Below are 18,712 nucleotides of genomic sequence, written 5' to 3'. Positions count from 1 at the left end.
TTTAATTCCCCTATCTTTTCCCGCAGCACCTATACTGAAATTGTGGGCTTAGTTGAAGAATAGAAGGGCGATGGAGATTGGGATGAAGCTCCAAAACAGAATGATGACACAAAATCCCATAATGTCTTTAACCTTTAATCCGGCAATCGCTAAAAGAGGCAATGCCCAAAATGGCTGGATCATGTTTGTCCACGCATCCCCCCAGGCGACAGCCATTGCCGTTTTGGCGGTGCTTACGCCAAGGTCCATCGCAGCTGGAATCATAATCGGGGCTTGAACGGCCCACTGTCCGCCCCCTGAGGGAACGAAAAAGTTAACGATCCCGGCACTGATGAAGGCGAGCACAGGAAACGTGAATTCGGTGGAAATGCTGACAAACCAGTTCGACATCTGTTCAGATAAACCGGAAGCAACCATCATGCCCATGATCCCTGCATAGAAAGGAAATTGAATGATGATTCCGCCAGCATTTTTCACTCCGTCATTTACGCTGTTCAAAAATCTTCTTGGTGTCTGGTGAAACAGGATGCCGAGGAATAAGAAGATAAAGTTCACAATATTAATATTGAGGTCAAACCCATTCCTAATAAAGTGATAGATGATGAATGCCAGGCCAAGAGCCCCAATCAAGTAAGAGATGATCTTGCTGTTTTCCATCCGTTCTGCAGGGGTCAGGTCCGCCGTTGTGGCGGCCATTTGCTGCTCGGGCTTATCTTCGTTTTCTAAGAAATCGAGATTGTTTTTACTCAGGTCACCACTGGATTTCAGTAACCACAAGTTAAGTAGAGGAAGAGATAGAAGTAAAGTCACGATGATAAAAATATTCATGCTGCTGAATAAGGTGTCCGTAATAGCGATGGAGCCAATCGAATCGGCTAGAAAATGGTCTTCTGTCGCAATAGTCAATGGAATGGATCCTGAAAACCCTCCGTGCCAAAGAATGAATCCACTATAAGCACTGGCCATCAATAAACGATAATCCACGTTTGGCACTCGTCTCGCTACATGGACGGCCAGGAGCGCACCAGCTACAAGTCCGAAACCATAGTTGATTACACAGGCAATTCCAGCTACGAAAGTCACTAATAAAATAGCCTGTCCCGGAGTTTTAGCAAGCGTACTAATTTTAGATAGAGCGGCTTTAACCAAAGGAGTATTGGCAAGTATGTATCCCGTCACAACAATCAAAGACATCTGCATGGCAAATGCGAGCAGGTTCCAGAAGCCATCTCCCCAAAATTGCACCATCTGCCCTGGTGAGCTGCCTGTGAAGAAAAGCCCTAATCCAAAAACGACGAGTGTCAGAATGATGGCAAACAAAAACGCATCGGGTAAGAAACGCTGCACCATCCGGTCGAAAAAGTTTGTAATTCCTCGAAGCATTCTAAACAACCTCCTAATTATGTAATCGCTTTCAACCTTCTTATTAAGTGTCCTTGAGTGAGAAGGAAATTTCAAGACCCAAGTGTAATTTTTTCCTTGTAAAAAGTTAGAAATAGTCATATACTACATTACAACACTAATGCACCCATTCAGAGAGAAGGTGATCCATTGATTCTCGATACCGACGGTTTAAAGCCGATTTATATTCAAATTGCCGAGTGGCTGGAAAGCGAAATCCTGCATGGGAATTTCCAGGCAGATGAGAAAGTGTATTCACAATATAAACTCGCCGACTTGTATAACATCAACCCGGCAACAGCCGCCAAAGGTCTGACGAAGCTCGCTGAAGAAGGGATTCTATATGACAAACGAGGCCTCGGTAAGTTTGTCTCGACCAACGCTAAACGAATTATTGTCGAAAAGCGCAAAAATCAGACACTGAAAAATTTAGTCGAGGATCTGGTCACAGAAGCCGGAAGACTGGAGCTTACAGAGGAAGACACTATTAAGCTTGTTCAGGATGCTTGGAAAGGGGAAAAGGGATGAAGGCCATTAAATGTAAGGATTTAAATAAGCGTTTTTATCGGAAAACCGCGCTGAACGACCTTTCTTTTTCTGTTGATGAGAATAAAATTGTCGGTGTGATCGGCAGAAATGGGGCAGGAAAAACGACACTGCTGAAAATCCTCTCGGGATTATTAAAGGAGAAATCGGGGGTCATCGAAGTTTACGGGAAAAGACCGTTTAACAATTTGTTTGTTTCTGCGAATACGATTTATATCGATGATGCTATAAATTTCCCTACGGCTCTCAACTTGAAAGAGATTCTTGAGGAGGGGAAGCGTTTTTATCACCATTGGGATCATAATTTAGCACTACGTTTGTTTGATTACTTCGGGTTTCATTCGAAGCAGCGCCATAATGAACTATCGAAAGGAAAAGAAAGCACGTTCAACATGATTATAGGTCTTGCTTCAAGGTCACCGCTTACAATCTTTGATGAACCAACGACAGGGATGGATGCGGCGGTTCGAAAAGACTTTTACCGTGCGTTGTTGAAGGATTACTTGGAACACCCTAGAACGATTCTATTATCGACGCATCACTTAGAAGAAATGGAAGATCTTCTTGAAGAGGTACTCGTGATTCATGAGGGAGCTTTGAAGCTGCACATATCGATGGATGAGTTGAAGGAATATGGAGTGGGTCTCAATGGGAAGAAGGGTGAGGTTGAATCATTCCTGAAAGAAAGAGAGATTCTGTGGAAAAAGGAGCAGGCGTTTGATACATGTTATGCCGTGATAAAAAATGATCTTACGGGTGATGACTATCAGCGCCTGAAGGAATCTGGGATTCAAGTCTCCACCGTTAAAGCGAATGATCTATGTATCTACCTGACTGAATCCCAAAATGGGAAGGGGAGTGTGGATGATGTCTTTGATCGAAGTGCAGACGTCTGAAATCGTCAAGCGGCAAATCGGATATAAGTGGAGAGCTTATACAGGCGTCTTCACTTCTCTTGTCGTTATCCAGCTTCTCGGCCTGTTGTTTTCCCTGAACGGGACAGGGCAGATGGGCAGCGGGAGAACAGGATACGATGTTAAAATCACCTATTTCACCGCAGATATCGTCGTTGGCTTCACGATTTTTTGGGGGTTTCTAACAGCCTTTTTATTAACGACGAAAGCTTATCGAGAAGATGATTTTGCATTTGTGACGAATAGGAAAACGAGTACACTGTCTACGATTGCTTTCTTGTTTGCGATTTGTGTCATCGGTGCGTTGACCGCTTTGCTCTCCAGTTTTGCCCTGAAACTGCTTGCGTATGTCATCCTGCCAGGAGAAGAAATGCTTCTCACCCAAGAGGTAGGGGATGTGGGTACATGGTTGCAGGGAATACTTGCCACCATTCTCATCGTTTTTATGTTCAGCAGTTTAGGCTACTTGGCTGGCATGATCATACAGTTAAACAAAATGCTCACCATTGTTCTTCCTGTCGTGGTGGTGGGCTTGATGATTTTGTTATCCAGAGGCGGCTTTCAAGTGCAGGAGTATTTTTTTCAATTCATTTTTGAAGAAAACAACGCATGGCTTTTTACACTGAAAACGATTGCTGTGACTACCATTTTCTATGCATTGGCTGTCCTCGTTTCCAATCGTTTGGAGGTGAAACGATGATTGTTGCAGCGTTCTTGCCAATTTTTCTATTGTTGGCTATCATCATCGGTTTGATCCTTCTCATAAATAAAAGTTCCCGATTCCGTTTTGGTAGGGGCAGAGCAGGACTATGGATGCTGATCGGTTATTCGTTCCTGTTAATGGTCTCAGCTATTATTTTCCTTGCTCTTCCCATTGGAAGCATTGAGTTGCAGGGACAGGAGAATGAGGAGGAAGAACAAAAGTCCCAGCAGTTTTATGAAGCCGTTCATCAAGGGAAGATGGACGAAATGGAAGAGTGGCTCATCCATGAATGGTCCTTTCCTTTTAATGAAGAACAATTGATTCTTCAAGCCATAGAAAATGATGTGAACGGAGTCAATATTTTTGTAGAGCGTACGGATGAATTGACAGAGAACGTAGAAGTTTTTTACTACCAGACGCCACTGATGATCAACGGATATGAAGTGGAAGAAAAGTACACACCGGCAGTTCACATGGATATGACAACCCTCTCGATTTATCCAGGAGAGCCAATGGACGTAAACTACAAACTCTTTGGTTCAGAATTTCCTTTTCGTTTGTTTAATAGAGAGAAAGGATCGATGTGGATGGATACAATGGTTTCCCACTGGAACGGTTCTGCTCTTTATATCCGTGTACCTGAAGGACTAGATGTATTTGCTGATCAAAGTGCTTATACCGAAGTGAATCCATCATAAAAGAAACAGCTTCTCTAAGAGAGGCTGTTTTTTCATTATATTGAAGATGTAAGAAGAAGAATCCCTGTTACTTTTGGGGAGTCTTCTTCTTTTTCAGATACATGGGTATGAATTCTTTTCTGTTGGAACCATCTGTAAAGCAAGGACAGACCCTTTTTCACACAATTGGGCGTTCGCACATAAATTAGCGGTAGAGGTGGTGAGAATGAAAGATGCCATAAGGGAATCTATGACGGACCCTTTACAAATGGAAAAACAAGAGTGGAAAAAGCGACAGATGCAGCATCGGCTGAAGCAGATACTAACCATATCCTCGCCGATTTTCATTGTTTTGCTGTGGGAGTTCTTATCACGGACGGGACTGATCGATGCCCGGTTCTTCCCGCCTCCGACAGAGATTGTCGGAACGTTCTGGGCGATGGGGATGAGCGGAGAGCTGTTCCATCATGTCGGGATTTCTTTGTTTCGTATTTTTGCAGGCTTTTTGCTCGGAGTCATACCGGCCATTGTGATTGGTCTCTTAATGGGGCTTTACGGACCGATCCGGCATTTCCTGTCGCCACTCATCATGGCACTGATGCCGATTCCGACGCTTGCGCTTCTGCCAATTATCATCATTTTATTCGGAGTCGGTGAAGTATCTAAAGTGGTGACGATCGCCGGGAGTGTTTTTTTTCCTGTTGTCATTAATACGGTGGCGGGTGTTGTGAACATTGACCGCATTTATTTGGATGTTGCGAAAAATTATGGAGCGGATTCGAAACAGTTCTTCTTCAAAATTGCTCTACCGGGTTCCCTTCCGGTCATGCTTGAAGGTATTCAGATGGGGCAGGCGATTGCACTGCTGACAATTGTCGCAGCGGAAATGATGGGAGCCAACTCAGGGATTGGGTATTTGATCTGGACGTCGTATAAGGCCTTTTTGTTGAAGGAAATGTTTGTCGGGCTTGTGCTCATTTCGTTCTTCGGCTACTTGTTTTCAATCATTCTCCGGGGACTGCAGACCAAACTGCTGCCATGGCGCTAACTAATGAGAGGAGCGACAGGGGATGGAGGCTAAAATATCGATTAAGGATTTAACGAAAGTGTTTTATAAAAAAGAGAGCCGCGTGACGGCATTAGAAGGGATTTCGCTTGATATTGCAGACGGGGAGTTTGTCTGTCTCGTCGGACCGAGTGGGTGTGGGAAAACGACGCTGCTCCGGATTTTAGCTGATTTAGAAAAGCCGAGCGGGGGATCGTTTTCAATTGCGAAAAGTAAAAAAGAACGTCCGCTGCAGTCGATGGTTTTTCAGGAACGCGGGGTCATTCCGTGGTTGACGGTTGAAGGCAATGTCAGTTTCGGATTGAAAATGAGGCATATGCCTTCAGATGTGATCAAGGAGCGGACGGCTTATTATTTGAACAAAGTGGGCCTTGAAAAATTCGCTAAACTCTATCCAAAAGAGTTGTCAGGCGGGATGAAGCAGCGCGTCAGTATTGCCAGAGCGTTTGCAAACGATCCAGAAATCCTTCTCATGGATGAACCATTTGCTGCACTGGATGAGCAGAACAAATTCATTTTGCAGGAAGAATTATTGAATATTTGGTCAGAGACGAAGAAAACAGTCTTATTTATTACCCATAGCATAGATGAAGCGCTCCTACTTAGCGATCGAATCCTGTTAATGAGCTCGCAGCCCGGCACTATCATTGATGAAAAGCGTATTGACCTGCCGCGGCCGAGGAATATGGAGCAGGTACGGGCAGATCCTTTGATGGCGGAACATTTTGTCGAGATTTGGAATCATCTTCAGGATGAAGTGCAGCGTTCGCGCAAATAGTGGAAGAAAGGGGATTGGAATCCCATGATGAGAAAAGTATGTCATCTATTTTCTTTTTTGTTTATCATTTTCATATTGTTCGGCTGTGGCTCCGGGGATAGTGGGGAGGGTACGGGCAACGGTGAAATCATCGACGGTGATTTTGCTCCATTGGATAAGGAGGCGACGGTGGTCATAGCCGAAGACGGGGCTGCATCGGGAGCCGGCTTTTATATCGCCGAGGAAAAGGGATATTTTGATGATTACAATATCGATATAAAGTTCACGACGTTTGCGAATAGTGACGACATGCTTCCAGCGCTGGCAGCGGGTGAAGTGGATATTGCCGGGGGCGTTTCCACAGCTTCCTTTTTCAATGCCATCGCCCAGGGCATAGACGTAAAGATCATCGCTGATAAAGGGCACTATTTTGATGGCAGCTCGTATTTCAGCTTTGTAATCCGTGAAGATCTGCAGGATGAAATCAAAGAGTACAGCGACTTGAAAGGAAAGCGGATTGCGGTTTCATCAAGGAATGCCGTGGATGATTATATCTTCCAGCGGATGCTCGAGCACGCGGGTCTAACCGAATCCGACGTAGAATTCGTCCTCATGTCTGACTTTGGAAACATGCTTGCAGCTATGGGCAACAAGTCGATTGATGCCGCTCTTCAAATCGAGCCATTGATCACTCAAGGGGAAGCACAGAACCTGCACGTTCGTTTCGGTGACGCCACAGATTTCGCTCCGGATGCACAGATTGCCATGGTGCTTGGATCGCCTGATTTCATCGAAAAAGAAACCGACGTGTCTGTGCGCTTTATGGCTGCCTATTTGAAGGGTGTGCGTGATTACAATGATGCATTCCTTCACGATGAAGGTCTGGATGAAGTGATTGATATCATGACGAAACACACAGCGCTGAAGGACGCAGAAGTTTGGAAGAAAGTCGGTGTGACGGGGCTTGATCCGAACGGGGAAATGTTTATTGACGATATTAAGAAACAGTTCGAGATGTATGACGCAAACGGCGCCATCCGTGGAGATATTGACTTCAATGATGCAATCGACACCTCTCTTTCGGAAGAAGCGATGGAAGTGATCGGGCGTTACGATCGATAACATTTTTTCTGAAAAAAGCTTGTCTTCGTATGGTTTTTATTGTAAAGTTACCATTAACTCAATTGAATATTTCTTATCAAGAGAAGCAGAGGAACTGGTCCTGTGAAGCTTCAGCAACCACCAACATCGGTTGGCCGGTGCTAATTCCAGCAAGTGATGATCGCTTGAGAGATAAGAAGGAATGAACGGATACGATTCAAGAGCCTTCTTATGTGAGAAGGCTCTTTTTTAATGGTCGCCTTCTTTTGGATCAGGGACTTTTCTCAGGATAAAACCAACTATTCTGATGAGTTATATAATAAAGGAGGTCAAATCATGACAAAACCATTGAGCAACGCTTTCGCACTCATTCCATTTGCGATCTTTATTTTACTATTTATCGGATCGGGTATTGTGATAGGTGATTTTTATAAAATGCCAGTTCTTGTCGCCCTGTTCGCTGCGATTCTCTTCGCCTTAGCCATGAACCGCAAAACAGATTTTCAAACGAAAATATCCCAATTGACGAAAGGGGGAGGGCACCCCAATATCATCTTAATGGTTATTATTTTCCTGCTTGCGGGTGCTTTCGCTGCTGTAGCGTCTGGAATGGGCGCTGTTGAATCGACGGTCAATCTCGGCTTAACCTACCTGCCTGGCGGCTGGATGGTCGTCGGATTGTTTGTCATCGGCTGCTTTATCTCGATATCCATGGGGACGTCCACAGGTACGGTTGTTGCCCTTGCACCGATTGGAGTAGGCGTAGCCGAGCAGACAGACATCGGTCTTGCCTTAGTCATGGGAGCGATTGTCAGTGGTGCGATGTTCGGGGACAACCTTTCTGTCATATCGGATACAACCATTGCCGCTGTACGTACTCAGGGTACGGAAATGAAAGAGAAATTCAAAGCAAATTTCTTTATTGTTCTACCTGCAGCCATCATCACGGCCGTTATTTTTGGTGTGATGACGGCGGATGCATCGGCCAGCCTGAATGAGAACTACACGTACAACACTTTGGAAATTTCACCTTACTTAGGTGTACTAGGATTTGCTATTGCTGGAGTAAACGTCATCTATGTATTGATCGGAGGCATTATTTTTGCCGGCGGAGTCGGACTTCTGCTTGGTAAGTTTTCCGGCATGGAATTCATCACCTTCGTTGGTGATGGCTTTTCGAACATGCAGACGCTTGCGATGATCGCGATCTTGCTGGGGGGTCTTGTGGAATTGATCCGGGCGAATGGAGGCATCGAATTTTTGTTGCAGGCCGTGAGCAGAAAAGTGAACTCCAATCGTGGTGGGGAGCTCGGCATTGCAGGGATTGTGACCGCCATCAACTTTTCTACAGCGAACAATACAATCTCCATCATTACAGCAGGCCCACTGGCCAAACAAATTTCTGATCAATATGGGATTGAAGGACGACGTTCTGCGAGTATTCTCGACATCTTTGCCAGTTCCGTGCAGGGAATCATTCCTTATGGCGGGCAGATTCTTGCTGTTGCGGGTGTGGCGAGTATATCTCCTGTCGCGATTGTTCCGTTTTGCATTTATCCCATACTCACAGCTGGAGCCGGTCTTTTAGCGATCGCTTTCCGTTATCCGAAGTTCACAGTTGAAAAAAGAAAAGCGGTGTTTAAGAGCGCTTCTTAAGAGGGGAAGGCACCTGATTCAGGTGCCTTTTCATGTGTATTTTTTTTACACTAAAATTTTTAAAAACTGATATATTATTTTAAAATGAGTCTATTGAAATAGTAGGAAAGCTTTGGGAAATGGAGGTGAATAGAATGATTAGGGCCTTAAGTGGTATAGACGACTATATCTATATCCGTTACGCTTTTATTACAAAATGTAAACGTTTGCAAAAATATTTCTCCTGGACCGACATTATGAAGGGCTTTGTTTTTCGAAAATGTTTTGCAAAAGGGTCTTTTTGGATAGGAAGGAACCTTTTACAAATAGATAAATCAAGGAGGAATGGCGAATGAGATTGGCGGGCAAATGGATGTTGATCTTCACACTGACCATTGGCATGATGCTGCCATCATGGTTAATGGGTACAAAGGTGGAGGCGGATGAAGGTAACGGATTATCGGATTTAATTATCTTTGAGAATGTACCACAGGCAGATGTAGCGATGGAAGGGAATGAGTTTACTCTTTCCGCACTGAATGTGTATGAAGATGGACATTTCACTAAAGTGAGTGAAGGACTCGTTTGGAAATCGAAGAATTCAAACGTTGCTACTGTCGAAGATGACGGTACGGTCACATTTACAGGAAAACCTGGACGAGCATGGGTGACGGTATCGAACGGTGATTTTAAAGATCGGATTGCCCTTGATTTTAAACCGGACCACTTCAAAAAAGGAAAGCCGGAATTTAAACCGACCATCAAAAAGCAGGATGGTGATCGTTACGACCTCGTCCAACATGCTCTTTCCAATATGACAATGGAGGAAAAAATCGGTCAGATGCTCATGCCTGATTTTAGGAAATGGGAAGGCGAAAATGTGACGGAAATGCTTCCTGAAATTGAAGAGATGGTACAGAAATATCATCTTGGCGGAGTCATTTTATTCCGGGAAAACGTTGTAACAACAGAACAAACAGCGAAGCTTGTTTCTGAGTATCAAGCAGCCTCCGAAAAATACGGCCTTCTTATGACCATTGACCAGGAAGGCGGGATTGTGACACGTCTTCAATCGGGGACGGACATGCCTGGAAACATGGCCTTAGGTGCCACGCGTTCGGAAGAAATCGCTGAAGACGTAGGATCTGTGATCGGGGCTGAACTATCCTCTCTTGGGATCAACATGAACTTTGCCCCTGTCATGGATGTGAACAATAATCCTGACAACCCTGTCATCGGCGTTCGTTCTTTCGGAGAAGATCCGGAACTTGTCGGAAACATGGGTGTGGCGTATACGAAAGGGCTGCAGCAACATGGGGTTGCGGCAACGGCAAAACACTTCCCGGGGCATGGGGATACGGCGACAGACTCCCACCTTGGACTACCTGAAGTCCCATATGAGCTGGAGCGTCTGAAGGAAGTTGAACTGTATCCTTTCCAGAAGGCGATGGATGCAGGTATTGATGCGGTTATGACCGCCCATATTACGTTTCCGAAAATCGATGATACGAAAGTGATTTCTCAGAAGGATGGGTCTGAAATTGCCCTTCCAGCCACTCTTTCTGAAAAAGTACTGACAGGATTGATGCGTGATGAGATGAGTTATGAAGGAGTCGTCGTTACGGACGCTTTGAATATGAAAGCCATCGCCGACCACTTTGGACCTGTCGATGCCGTTATTCGTGCAATCAATGCTGGAACAGACATTGCGCTCATGCCTGTAGGTCTCGAAGAAGTTGCTACAGGTGTCTATGAAGCTGTAGAATCTGGGGAAATTCCAATGGCTACGGTTGAAGACTCTGTCGAACGGATCCTTACATTGAAATTGAACCGCGGCATCATTAAAGAAGAAACACCACAACCGCTTGATGAGAAAATCACAGAAGCGGAAGAAGTCGTCGGATCAGAAGCACATAAAGCTGTGGAAAAAGAAGCGGCTGAACGTTCCATTACACTTGTGAAAAATGAGGGGGTCCTTCCTTTAGAAGCCTCAGGTGATGAAGAGGTTGTGGTTATAGGTAACTCGTTTATTGGTGACCTTGCAGATGCTGTATCTGACCACCATTCAACTACGACCATGATCAGAACGGGTGAACGTGAATTAACGGCCGAGCAAGAACAGATGGTAGCTGAAGCGGACAAAGTCATCTTCGGAACATACACGTACAATGTGTACACGCGTTCGGCAGCCCATCCACAAATGCAATTGATGCAGGATGTAATGGCGAATACCGATGCAGAAGTGATTGGTGTTGGCATTCGAAACCCTTATGATATTATGGCTTATCCAGAAGTGGATGCTTATATCGCACAGTACGGATTCAGAGACGCAAGCTTCGAAGCAACGGCCGCTACCATTTTCGGTACAAACAATCCGACCGGCCAACTGCCTGTGACGATTCCAGGAGCCGAAGGTGGCGTATTGTTTGAATATGGTACGGGACTGAGTTACTAGGATACAACTTTTTTAAGAAGAGGGGCTTCGGGCCCTTCTTCATCATAAACAAAAGGGAGAGGGTTATTTTGAAAAAGTGGTTGATGCTTGGGCTCGTTTTAATCATGACCTGGTCGACGTTCTCAGTCGTTTTCGCGGATCATAATGGCAACCCTGGGAAACACAAAGGACATCATAAAAAAGGGGAACCTTTCAAGCTGGGGGTGGAAGTCCTTTTGGATGAAGAAAAAGAGCTGATTGAAGGCAAGAATGTGGGACTGATTACAAATCCGACCGGTGTTGATCAAAACTTAAACAGCATCGTTGATCTGTTACACAACGATGAGGATGTCAACCTTACGGCATTATATGGCCCTGAACATGGGGTCAGAGGAAGCGCTCAGGCTGGAGAGTATGTGGATTTTTATATTGATGAAAAGACAGGAGTTCCTGTCTACAGTCTATATGGTAAGACACGCAAACCAACTCCGGAAATGTTGGAAGACATTGATGTGCTATTGTTTGATATCCAGGACGTAGGCACACGTTTTTACACGTACATCTACACAATGGCTTACGCGATGGAAGCAGCTCAGGAAAATGACATTCCATTCATCGTGCTTGATCGTCCGAATCCGCTGGGTGGAGAACAAGTGGAAGGGCCTGTATTGAATGAAGAATACAAGTCCTTCGTCGGAAACTACCCGATCCCGCTTCGTCATGGCATGACAGTTGGGGAGCTTGCGAAGCTTTTCAATAACGAGTTTGAGATTGGTGCAGATTTGACGGTTGTAGAAATGCAGGGGTGGAAGCGGAGCATGGACTATGATGAGACAGGCCTTGAATTTGTCGCTCCTTCACCGAATATGCCGACTGTGGATACAGCTTTCGTTTATCCGGGAGCGGCCTTGATCGAAGGGACGAATGTTTCTGAAGGTCGCGGCACGACACGACCTTTCGAATTGATTGGTGCCCCTTTCATTAATAGTACGGATCTAGCTGCAGAAATGAACGCCTACAACTTACCGGGGGTAAGGTTCAGAGCGGCATCCTTTACACCATCCTTCTCGAAACATGCAGGGGAATTGACCCATGGTGTGCAGGTCCATGTCATCGATCGTGAAGAGTTCAATGCTGTAGAAACCGGTGTCTATCTCGTGAAGACGATTCATGACATGTATCCGGAAGACTTCGAGTTCCGTGCAGAAAACTCAGCAGGCGTTTCCTTCTTCGATCTTTTAGTCGGGAATGGATGGATCCGCGATGCGATCGAAAACGGCGAATCCGTTGAAGACATGAAAGATCGTTGGGAAGATGAGCTCAAAGACTTCAACAAAGTAAGAAAACACTATCTGCTTTATAAGAAGTAGTAAATCGTTTGGAATAATTTTACACACCAGGTCATCCATATTATGGATGACCTGGTGTGTATATTTTTTCCAGTTATCGTCAGTTGTTGAGTCCTCTGTCTTAAGTGGAGGCAGAATTATTACAAGAGTGGTCATTTTATGATAAAATTTGGAAATATTCATACATATTTGACTAATGGAAAGTGAGGGAATAAGCATGGGTGCACAATCAATGTTAAGTGGCGTGTGGAGTCGCCTTTGGACGATGCACTACGAGGCGAAGGATTTATTGAGGTTTACAGTAACAGGAAATGGCGGTGGATCTTCGACGGTGACCCAGACGAACCAAAAGGAGGAAGGGCGCGACCCTGGCCCATCTTTTGATACGCGTCAAAAAGTAGGACTTTTTCTAGGGCCAATTTTGTTTGCGCTTACACTTTTGTTTTTAGAAGCGGATGGATTATCCCAAAGTGCTGTCGCAGTTTTAGCCAGTACCATCTGGATTGCCACATGGTGGATCACAGAGGCAATTCCGATTCCTGCGACATCCCTTCTGCCGTTGATTCTTTTTCCTCTCACCGGAGGACTGGACGGCGGGACGACGGCTTCTTCCTATGGCGATAATACGATATTCCTGTTTATGGGTGGTTTCCTCATTGCCCTTGCGATGCAAAAGTGGAACCTGCATAAGCGGATGGCCTTGTTCATCATCGCATCCGTAGGGACAAGCACAGAACAAATCGTACTTGGTTTTATGGTTGCGACGGGGACATTGTCAATGTGGATTTCCAATACGGCCACGGCCATGATGATGGTTCCGATCGGTATGGCGGTCATCTACCAGGCTTCTGAGCAGTTGAAGAAAAAGGGGGAAACGGTCGATCACGACAATTTCAATTTCGGAAAAGCTGTCATGCTCGGGGTCGCCTATAGTGCTTCTATTGGTGGATTGGCGACTCTGATTGGAACGCCTCCCAACACGATTTTTAAAGCTGTTGTTGAACAAACCTATGGAATAGAGATCAGCTTTGCTGGCTGGATGGCGTTCGGTGTTCCGTTGACGATTCTATTTTTAGCACTCGCATGGTTCTATTTAGTGAAAATTGCCTTCCCAATGAAAATTAAAGAACTGCCTGGTGGTAGAAAAGTCATCGGGGAAGAGAGGCGTGCGCTCGGGGTCATGAGTGTAGAAGAAAAAATCGTCATGACCGTGTTCGCTGTGACAGCAGTGGCGTGGATTTCCAGGTCATTTTTACTCGTAAACATCAATGAAAATATCAACGATACGATGATCGCGATGAGCGCAGCTGTCCTCCTTTTTCTTATTCCTTCCAAGAACAAGAAAGGGGATTACCTCCTGGATTGGGACACAGCGAAAGGGCTGCCGTGGGGAATCCTGCTTCTATTTGGGGCAGGCCTGGCTATTGCCGCAGGATTTCAGGAAACGGGGCTTGCGGAATGGATTGGTACACAGCTAACGATTTTAGAGGGCGTCAGTCTGATTTTGATTGTTGTTATCGTTGCAGCACTCGTCATCTTCTTAACGGAAATTACATCAAACACAGCTACAGCTACGATGATGTTTCCGATTATGGCCTCACTGGCCAGCGCTATCTCGGTTCACCCATACAGCTTGATGATTGCAGCGGGTGTAGCGGCAAGCTGTGCGTTTATGTTGCCCGTGGCCACACCTCCGAACGCCGTCGTTTTCGGTAGTGGCTATTTGAGAATTCCAGACATGGCTAAAGCCGGACTGTGGCTGAATATTGCAGCCGTCATTTTGATCACCATCGCGATTTATTTCTACCTGCCATTTGTTTGGGGGATCGATTTAACAACATTTCCGGACCGTTTTAACTCATAACAGAGGATGATCGATATGGAAGCCGTACAAAAAAACAGACAACCCTATACACCAGGACAAAGTGAATTTTGGCGCGTCACCATTGCCTTAATGTTGGCTTCCTTATCCATATTCTCAACATTATATGTTTTTCAGCCATTGCTCCCTGTGTTTACAGACCAATTCCAAGTGTCGGCAACGGAATCCAGTTTACTCATGTCCGCTTGTGTCATCGCCATGGTCGTTGGTCTATTCATTCTCGGTTTTTCTGCTGATCGATATGGCCGCGCGACTGTCATGAAAGTCTCCTTGTTTATCACAGCAGGAACCCTTATCCTTTTGCCGTTCACTCCTACATTTGGGTGGATGGTTGTGGTGAGATTTATCCAGGGGTTCTTTTTAGCTGGGATCCCTGCGGCGGCGATGGGATATTTAGGGGCAGAGGTAGCTCATAAACACTTGGGTCTGGCTATGACCTTATACATATCCAGCAATGCTCTCGGAGGAATGGGAGGAAGGGTCGTTGGTGGGTACGTGACGGATTTGTTTGACTGGCAGTCGACGTTATATATATTTGCTGCATTCGGATTGCTTTCAGCTTTTCTATTTTTAGTCCTTTTTCCAAAAGAGCGCTTCTTCGAAAAAACAGATCAGGCCATCAGTGATGATCTGAAGGGGATGCTTGTCCACTTGAAGAGCCGTTCGATGCTCGTCTTGTTCATGATGGGGGTTCTGCTTCAAATCGTCTTCACGGCGATTTGGACTTATATCCCATTTCATTTACAAGGGGACCCATTCAACTGGTCCCTAAAATGGATCGCCTTCACATATTTTGCTTATGTCTTCGGAGTCCTCGCGCCTCCACTTGCCGGCCGAGTTTCTGATGTGATTGGTTTGAAAAAAGTGATGTTTAATGGTGTGACCATCCTTATCGTCGGCGCGGCCCTAACTGCACTTCCATCTGGTACGTTTGTACTCGTGGGATTGTCTCTCATCTGCATGGGATTCTTTGTCGCTCACTCCATGGCCGCTGCCCTTGTCAGCAAATCCGCCACTCACCATAAAAGTGGAGCATCAGGGTTCTACTTGATCAGCTATTACTTAGGCGTAGCCATCGGAAGCACAGCCATCGGCACCCTGTGGGAAAACTACCAATGGACAGGCGTAATGAGTGTAACCATCCTGCTGCTCCTCCTATTCATCTTCCATCCTTTTTATAAGGATGAGTGATTTTCATCCATATTCTGGATGACCTGGTACACCTTTTTTTGGTAATTGCTCGTGTTATAATCTAGGGATATAGGTCATGCTTTCTATCATAAAGATCGGTATATATGAGGGGTAGAAAGCTAGATATGAAGGGGAGAGTGAAATGGGGAAGAGACCTCTAGTAAAAGGAAATCAGGTAGATAACCAGACGCGCTGTCGACACTATCACAGTGAGGTCGATGTCATTGCCATCCGTTTTCACTGCTGCGGGGAATATTATGCGTGTTATTCCTGCCATCAGGAACAAGCAGACCATGAACCGAGTCGATGGCCGAAGCGCAAATGGGGGGAGCGTGCGATCCTATGTGGAAGCTGCAGCCATGAGCTGACCATTCATGAGTATATGAATTCCCCCCGATGTCCTGAGTGTCAGCATGGATTTAATGAAGGCTGCCGCCTCCATTATTCTTTATATTTTGAGATGTAACCGTCCAGCTTCATGGGCGGTTTTTTTATGTTTGAAGGAGGGGGGGTGAGAGGTTTGTGAAAGTGCCCTAACCCAAAGTGAAAGTGACTTAACGCCTACCAAGGCTGGAAATAGAGAATGAAAATCTATTAAAAAAGCCGAGTCTATAAAAATAAACTCGGCATTTTTTAATCGTGAAGATTTATTCTCCTACAACAAACTCAAAGTTCCCTTCAAACTTAACTTCTTTCCCCAGCAGCACACCGCCAGTTTCAAGAGCCGCATTATAGGTTAAGCCATAAGCTTCACGATCGATTTTTCCGCTCACATCGAAACCTGCAATCGTGCTGCCATCCATTGGGCTCTTGGAAGTCCCGTTATATTCAACCGTGAAGGTTTCCTGATGAGTCACTTCTTTAATGGTGAAGTCACCGGTTACTTCAAATTCATCATCCGTTATCTTCTTGATGGAAGTACTGCGGAATACAAGATTCGGGTATTGATCGGCTTCGAAAAAGTCCCCGGAACGGAGGTGACCGTCGCGCTGTTCGTTGCCTGTATTAATAGAAGTTACCGGAATGGTAACAGTCACTTGTGCAGAAGGTAGATTATTCAGATCACCGGAAAATGCTACGTCGAAAGTTTCGAATTCACCTTTCGCTTTTGAAACCATCATATGTTTGATTTGGAAGTTCAAGCTGCTGTGAACCTGATCCAACGTTAAATGAGTCATTTTATATTCTCCTTTGAAATAAAATAGTTTGAATTCTAAATAAAACTATACGCTCTATTTATTTTGAAGTCAAGATATTTTATGTCGAGATATTCAAAGTGTGCAAAAAAAAAAGCCCTGGACCTAGGGGTGTCCGGGCTGCCTGTAAGTCTATTCATTTGTTCATTCGAAAGTGGGCATTCAGTTGCCCGCGAAGCATTCGTTCCATCACCTTCCCTTTGTTGGAAGACTGTAAATCTTTACGGATTTCGTAGGTTTGTACACCTTCCTCTCGTTTGTCAGCGATTTGCAAGAGGGTTTCAACATCAGAAAAAGAATACTTGCGTGTTCCTCTCTTGGTACGTTCTGGATAAATCAATTCACGCTCCTCATAATAACGTATTTGTCTGAGGGAAAGTCCTGTGAGTTCATTGACCGTACCAATTGAAATGACTTTTTTGTGCTTGTAAGATGACATCACTTCTCCTCCTCGATGTTGCGCCTCCTTATGGTCGATCGACCCTTGAAGCGAGAGCTTCGAGCTCCGTTAATGTCAACGACCGGAGCATTTCATCAGAGGCTTGATACATCCCTGCATCAATAAGTTTTTGAATGTAATGTTCTTTCATACTTTCAACGGCGGTCCTCAGATGGTTTTTCATTAAGGTTCACTCCCGTAAGTGTGAAATTTTTGCTTCTTAGGTACCATGCATCGTCGGGATGGAAAAAGGATCATGATCTCCTCCAATTCTTATCTGATGAATATAGAATAGCGGAAAAATTCCGATATGTCACTTAATATGTTAGAAAATCTAACATTAAATAATATTATTGTTAAGTTTCATAACATGAACACATTCGACTTTTTTCACCTCTACCTATAGGCAGGGAAAAATATTATAATAAAAGAAAAAAATGGATAAGGTGGGAGCATGGATGGCTTTAATGACTTCAGATCTAACAATGACAGATGCGCTTAATAGCATAGGAGAAAGCATCTTGCTTGCAGACCTCAATTATGATCTGGTGTGGATGAATGATGAGGCCAAAAATCTTTTCACAGAAATTGCTCCGTTACTCGGATACAAAAGCGCGGATGAATTAATCGGAGAGAATATGGACAAGCTTCATGCTAATCCGTTAGAACGTCGAGATCTTAAGGGAAGATTGGATAAGAAGTATCAAGTGAGGATCAACGTAAAGAATAGGTTCGTCGCAGATACCGTGATTACCCCGATGAAAAATACAGAGGGAGAGACAAGTTACTATACCATCATGTTAATGGATGTAACGACAAAGGCCGAAGAAGAGGAACGAAAGGATCACCTTATTGAATCGCTTTCCATCCCTATCTTAAAAGTGTGGGACCATGCAGTGGCTGTTCCGCTTATTGGTGATTTGGATGAAAAAAGAGTGGATCACCTGATCTCTTCTCTACTGAAAAAATGTACAGAAGGTGACATTCTATATGCCTTGATTGACTTGAGTGGAATCCATAAATTCAATGACCAGTTCAGCAGACACTTGAAGCAACTGAATCAGTCACTCCAATTAGTAGGGACTGAATGCCTTGTGGTAGGAATTACACCAAAGCTGGCTCTTTCATTCCAATACTTTGGTAAAGGTTTGAAAACATTTAAAAATACGTATGCAGGATTACGATACATCATACAACATGATTCTTAAGGAGACTTGACGCTATTCAGGTCTCTTTTACATAGGAAGTGAAAACGTAGGGGGGTGACTCTTGACAGGAGGAGAACCACTCCTCAAAGATCTCGAATTTCAGTCTTCATCATATAGGGGCTGAAATAAAGATAGGGAAATTTAGTGCTGGCGTTTGATCTTTAGTTTACAATCCGTCCATTTAGTGAATTATTGGGGTAAAAGGACGGTGAA

Annotated in this window: 18 protein-coding genes and 1 riboswitch; of the genes, 14 read left to right on the top strand and 4 right to left on the bottom strand. The window is 44.7% G+C overall.

Going from position 1 to position 18,712, the window contains the following annotated elements:
- Positions 1-48 precede the first annotated feature (48 nt).
- Entirely contained in the window at positions 49-1,383 is a 1,335-nt protein-coding gene (locus ACQ4XT_RS01595) for a short-chain fatty acid transporter (RefSeq protein WP_446852215.1), read from the bottom strand.
- 168 nt (positions 1,384-1,551) lie between these two features.
- On the opposite strand from ACQ4XT_RS01595, the gene ACQ4XT_RS01590 reads away from it, so the two are divergent.
- From ACQ4XT_RS01590 to ACQ4XT_RS01530, 13 genes are all read left to right on the top strand, one after another.
- Positions 1,552-1,929 (top strand): GntR family transcriptional regulator, encoded by a 378-nt coding sequence (locus ACQ4XT_RS01590; RefSeq protein WP_446852214.1) that lies wholly within the window; start codon positions 1,552-1,554, stop codon positions 1,927-1,929.
- Entirely contained in the window at positions 1,926-2,843 is a 918-nt protein-coding gene (locus ACQ4XT_RS01585) for an ATP-binding cassette domain-containing protein (protein WP_446852213.1), read from the top strand. The genes ACQ4XT_RS01590 and ACQ4XT_RS01585 overlap by 4 nt, the downstream gene beginning before the upstream one ends.
- Positions 2,815-3,561 carry a hypothetical protein gene (locus tag ACQ4XT_RS01580; RefSeq protein ID WP_446852212.1) on the top strand — a complete coding sequence of 249 codons (747 nt, stop codon included), beginning with the start codon at positions 2,815-2,817 and terminating at the stop codon, positions 3,559-3,561. The genes ACQ4XT_RS01585 and ACQ4XT_RS01580 overlap by 29 nt, the downstream gene beginning before the upstream one ends.
- Complete coding sequence (locus tag ACQ4XT_RS01575; protein WP_446852211.1) at positions 3,558-4,262, top strand: hypothetical protein; 705 nt, start codon at positions 3,558-3,560, stop codon at positions 4,260-4,262. Before ACQ4XT_RS01580 ends, ACQ4XT_RS01575 begins: the two co-directional genes overlap by 4 nt.
- 205 nt (positions 4,263-4,467) lie before the next feature.
- Entirely contained in the window at positions 4,468-5,289 is an 822-nt protein-coding gene (locus ACQ4XT_RS01570) for an ABC transporter permease (protein ID WP_446852210.1), read from the top strand.
- A 22-nt stretch (positions 5,290-5,311) separates the two neighbouring features.
- Complete coding sequence (locus ACQ4XT_RS01565; RefSeq protein ID WP_446852209.1) at positions 5,312-6,085, top strand: ABC transporter ATP-binding protein; 774 nt, start codon at positions 5,312-5,314, stop codon at positions 6,083-6,085.
- Between the two features lie 27 nt (positions 6,086-6,112).
- The gene (locus ACQ4XT_RS01560) at positions 6,113-7,186 is read left to right on the top strand and encodes an ABC transporter substrate-binding protein (RefSeq protein ID WP_446852208.1); all 1,074 of its coding nucleotides are present in this window, start codon (positions 6,113-6,115) and stop codon (positions 7,184-7,186) included.
- Between the two features lie 70 nt (positions 7,187-7,256).
- A riboswitch (SAM riboswitch) is annotated at positions 7,257-7,364 on the top strand.
- Positions 7,365-7,501: 137 nt separating this feature from the next.
- Positions 7,502-8,821, top strand: coding sequence for a Na+/H+ antiporter NhaC family protein (locus tag ACQ4XT_RS01555; protein ID WP_446852207.1), 1,320 nt, complete (start codon positions 7,502-7,504; stop codon positions 8,819-8,821).
- Positions 8,822-9,152: 331 nt separating this feature from the next.
- Positions 9,153-11,255: a glycoside hydrolase family 3 protein gene (locus tag ACQ4XT_RS01550; protein ID WP_446852206.1), complete on the top strand. Its 2,103-nt coding sequence runs from the start codon at positions 9,153-9,155 to the stop codon at positions 11,253-11,255.
- Between the two features lie 68 nt (positions 11,256-11,323).
- A complete protein-coding gene (locus ACQ4XT_RS01545; protein ID WP_446852205.1) occupies positions 11,324-12,604 on the top strand; it encodes an exo-beta-N-acetylmuramidase NamZ family protein in 1,281 nt (426 codons plus the stop codon).
- Positions 12,605-12,815: 211 nt separating this feature from the next.
- A complete protein-coding gene (locus ACQ4XT_RS01540; RefSeq protein WP_446855543.1) occupies positions 12,816-14,447 on the top strand; it encodes an SLC13 family permease in 1,632 nt (543 codons plus the stop codon).
- A 15-nt stretch (positions 14,448-14,462) separates the two neighbouring features.
- Entirely contained in the window at positions 14,463-15,656 is a 1,194-nt protein-coding gene (locus tag ACQ4XT_RS01535) for an MFS transporter (protein ID WP_446852204.1), read from the top strand.
- 142 nt (positions 15,657-15,798) lie between these two features.
- Entirely contained in the window at positions 15,799-16,122 is a 324-nt protein-coding gene (locus ACQ4XT_RS01530) for a CHY zinc finger protein (RefSeq protein WP_446852203.1), read from the top strand.
- Between the two features lie 181 nt (positions 16,123-16,303).
- Here ACQ4XT_RS01530 and ACQ4XT_RS01525 read toward each other — a convergent pair whose 3' ends face one another.
- From ACQ4XT_RS01525 to ACQ4XT_RS01515, 3 genes are all read right to left on the bottom strand, one after another.
- Positions 16,304-16,834 carry a YceI family protein gene (locus ACQ4XT_RS01525; RefSeq protein WP_446852202.1) on the bottom strand — a complete coding sequence of 177 codons (531 nt, stop codon included), beginning with the start codon at positions 16,832-16,834 and terminating at the stop codon, positions 16,304-16,306.
- A gap of 154 nt (positions 16,835-16,988) precedes the next feature.
- Positions 16,989-17,291, bottom strand: a complete 303-nt coding sequence (locus ACQ4XT_RS01520; protein WP_146815517.1) for a MerR family transcriptional regulator — start codon at positions 17,289-17,291, stop codon at positions 16,989-16,991.
- A 28-nt stretch (positions 17,292-17,319) separates the two neighbouring features.
- Positions 17,320-17,475, bottom strand: coding sequence for a Fur-regulated basic protein FbpA (locus tag ACQ4XT_RS01515; protein WP_446852201.1), 156 nt, complete (start codon positions 17,473-17,475; stop codon positions 17,320-17,322).
- Between the two features lie 274 nt (positions 17,476-17,749).
- Between ACQ4XT_RS01515 and ACQ4XT_RS01510 the strand changes: the two genes are divergently transcribed.
- A complete protein-coding gene (locus ACQ4XT_RS01510) occupies positions 17,750-18,499 on the top strand; it encodes an STAS domain-containing protein (RefSeq protein ID WP_446852200.1) in 750 nt (249 codons plus the stop codon).
- The last annotated feature ends 213 nt before the right edge of the window (positions 18,500-18,712 follow it).

Source organism: Halobacillus sp. 12SKB (assembly GCF_052941655.1).
The sequence above is the reverse complement of the archived record's forward strand: the minus strand, read 5'-3'. Positions and strand labels throughout refer to the sequence as shown.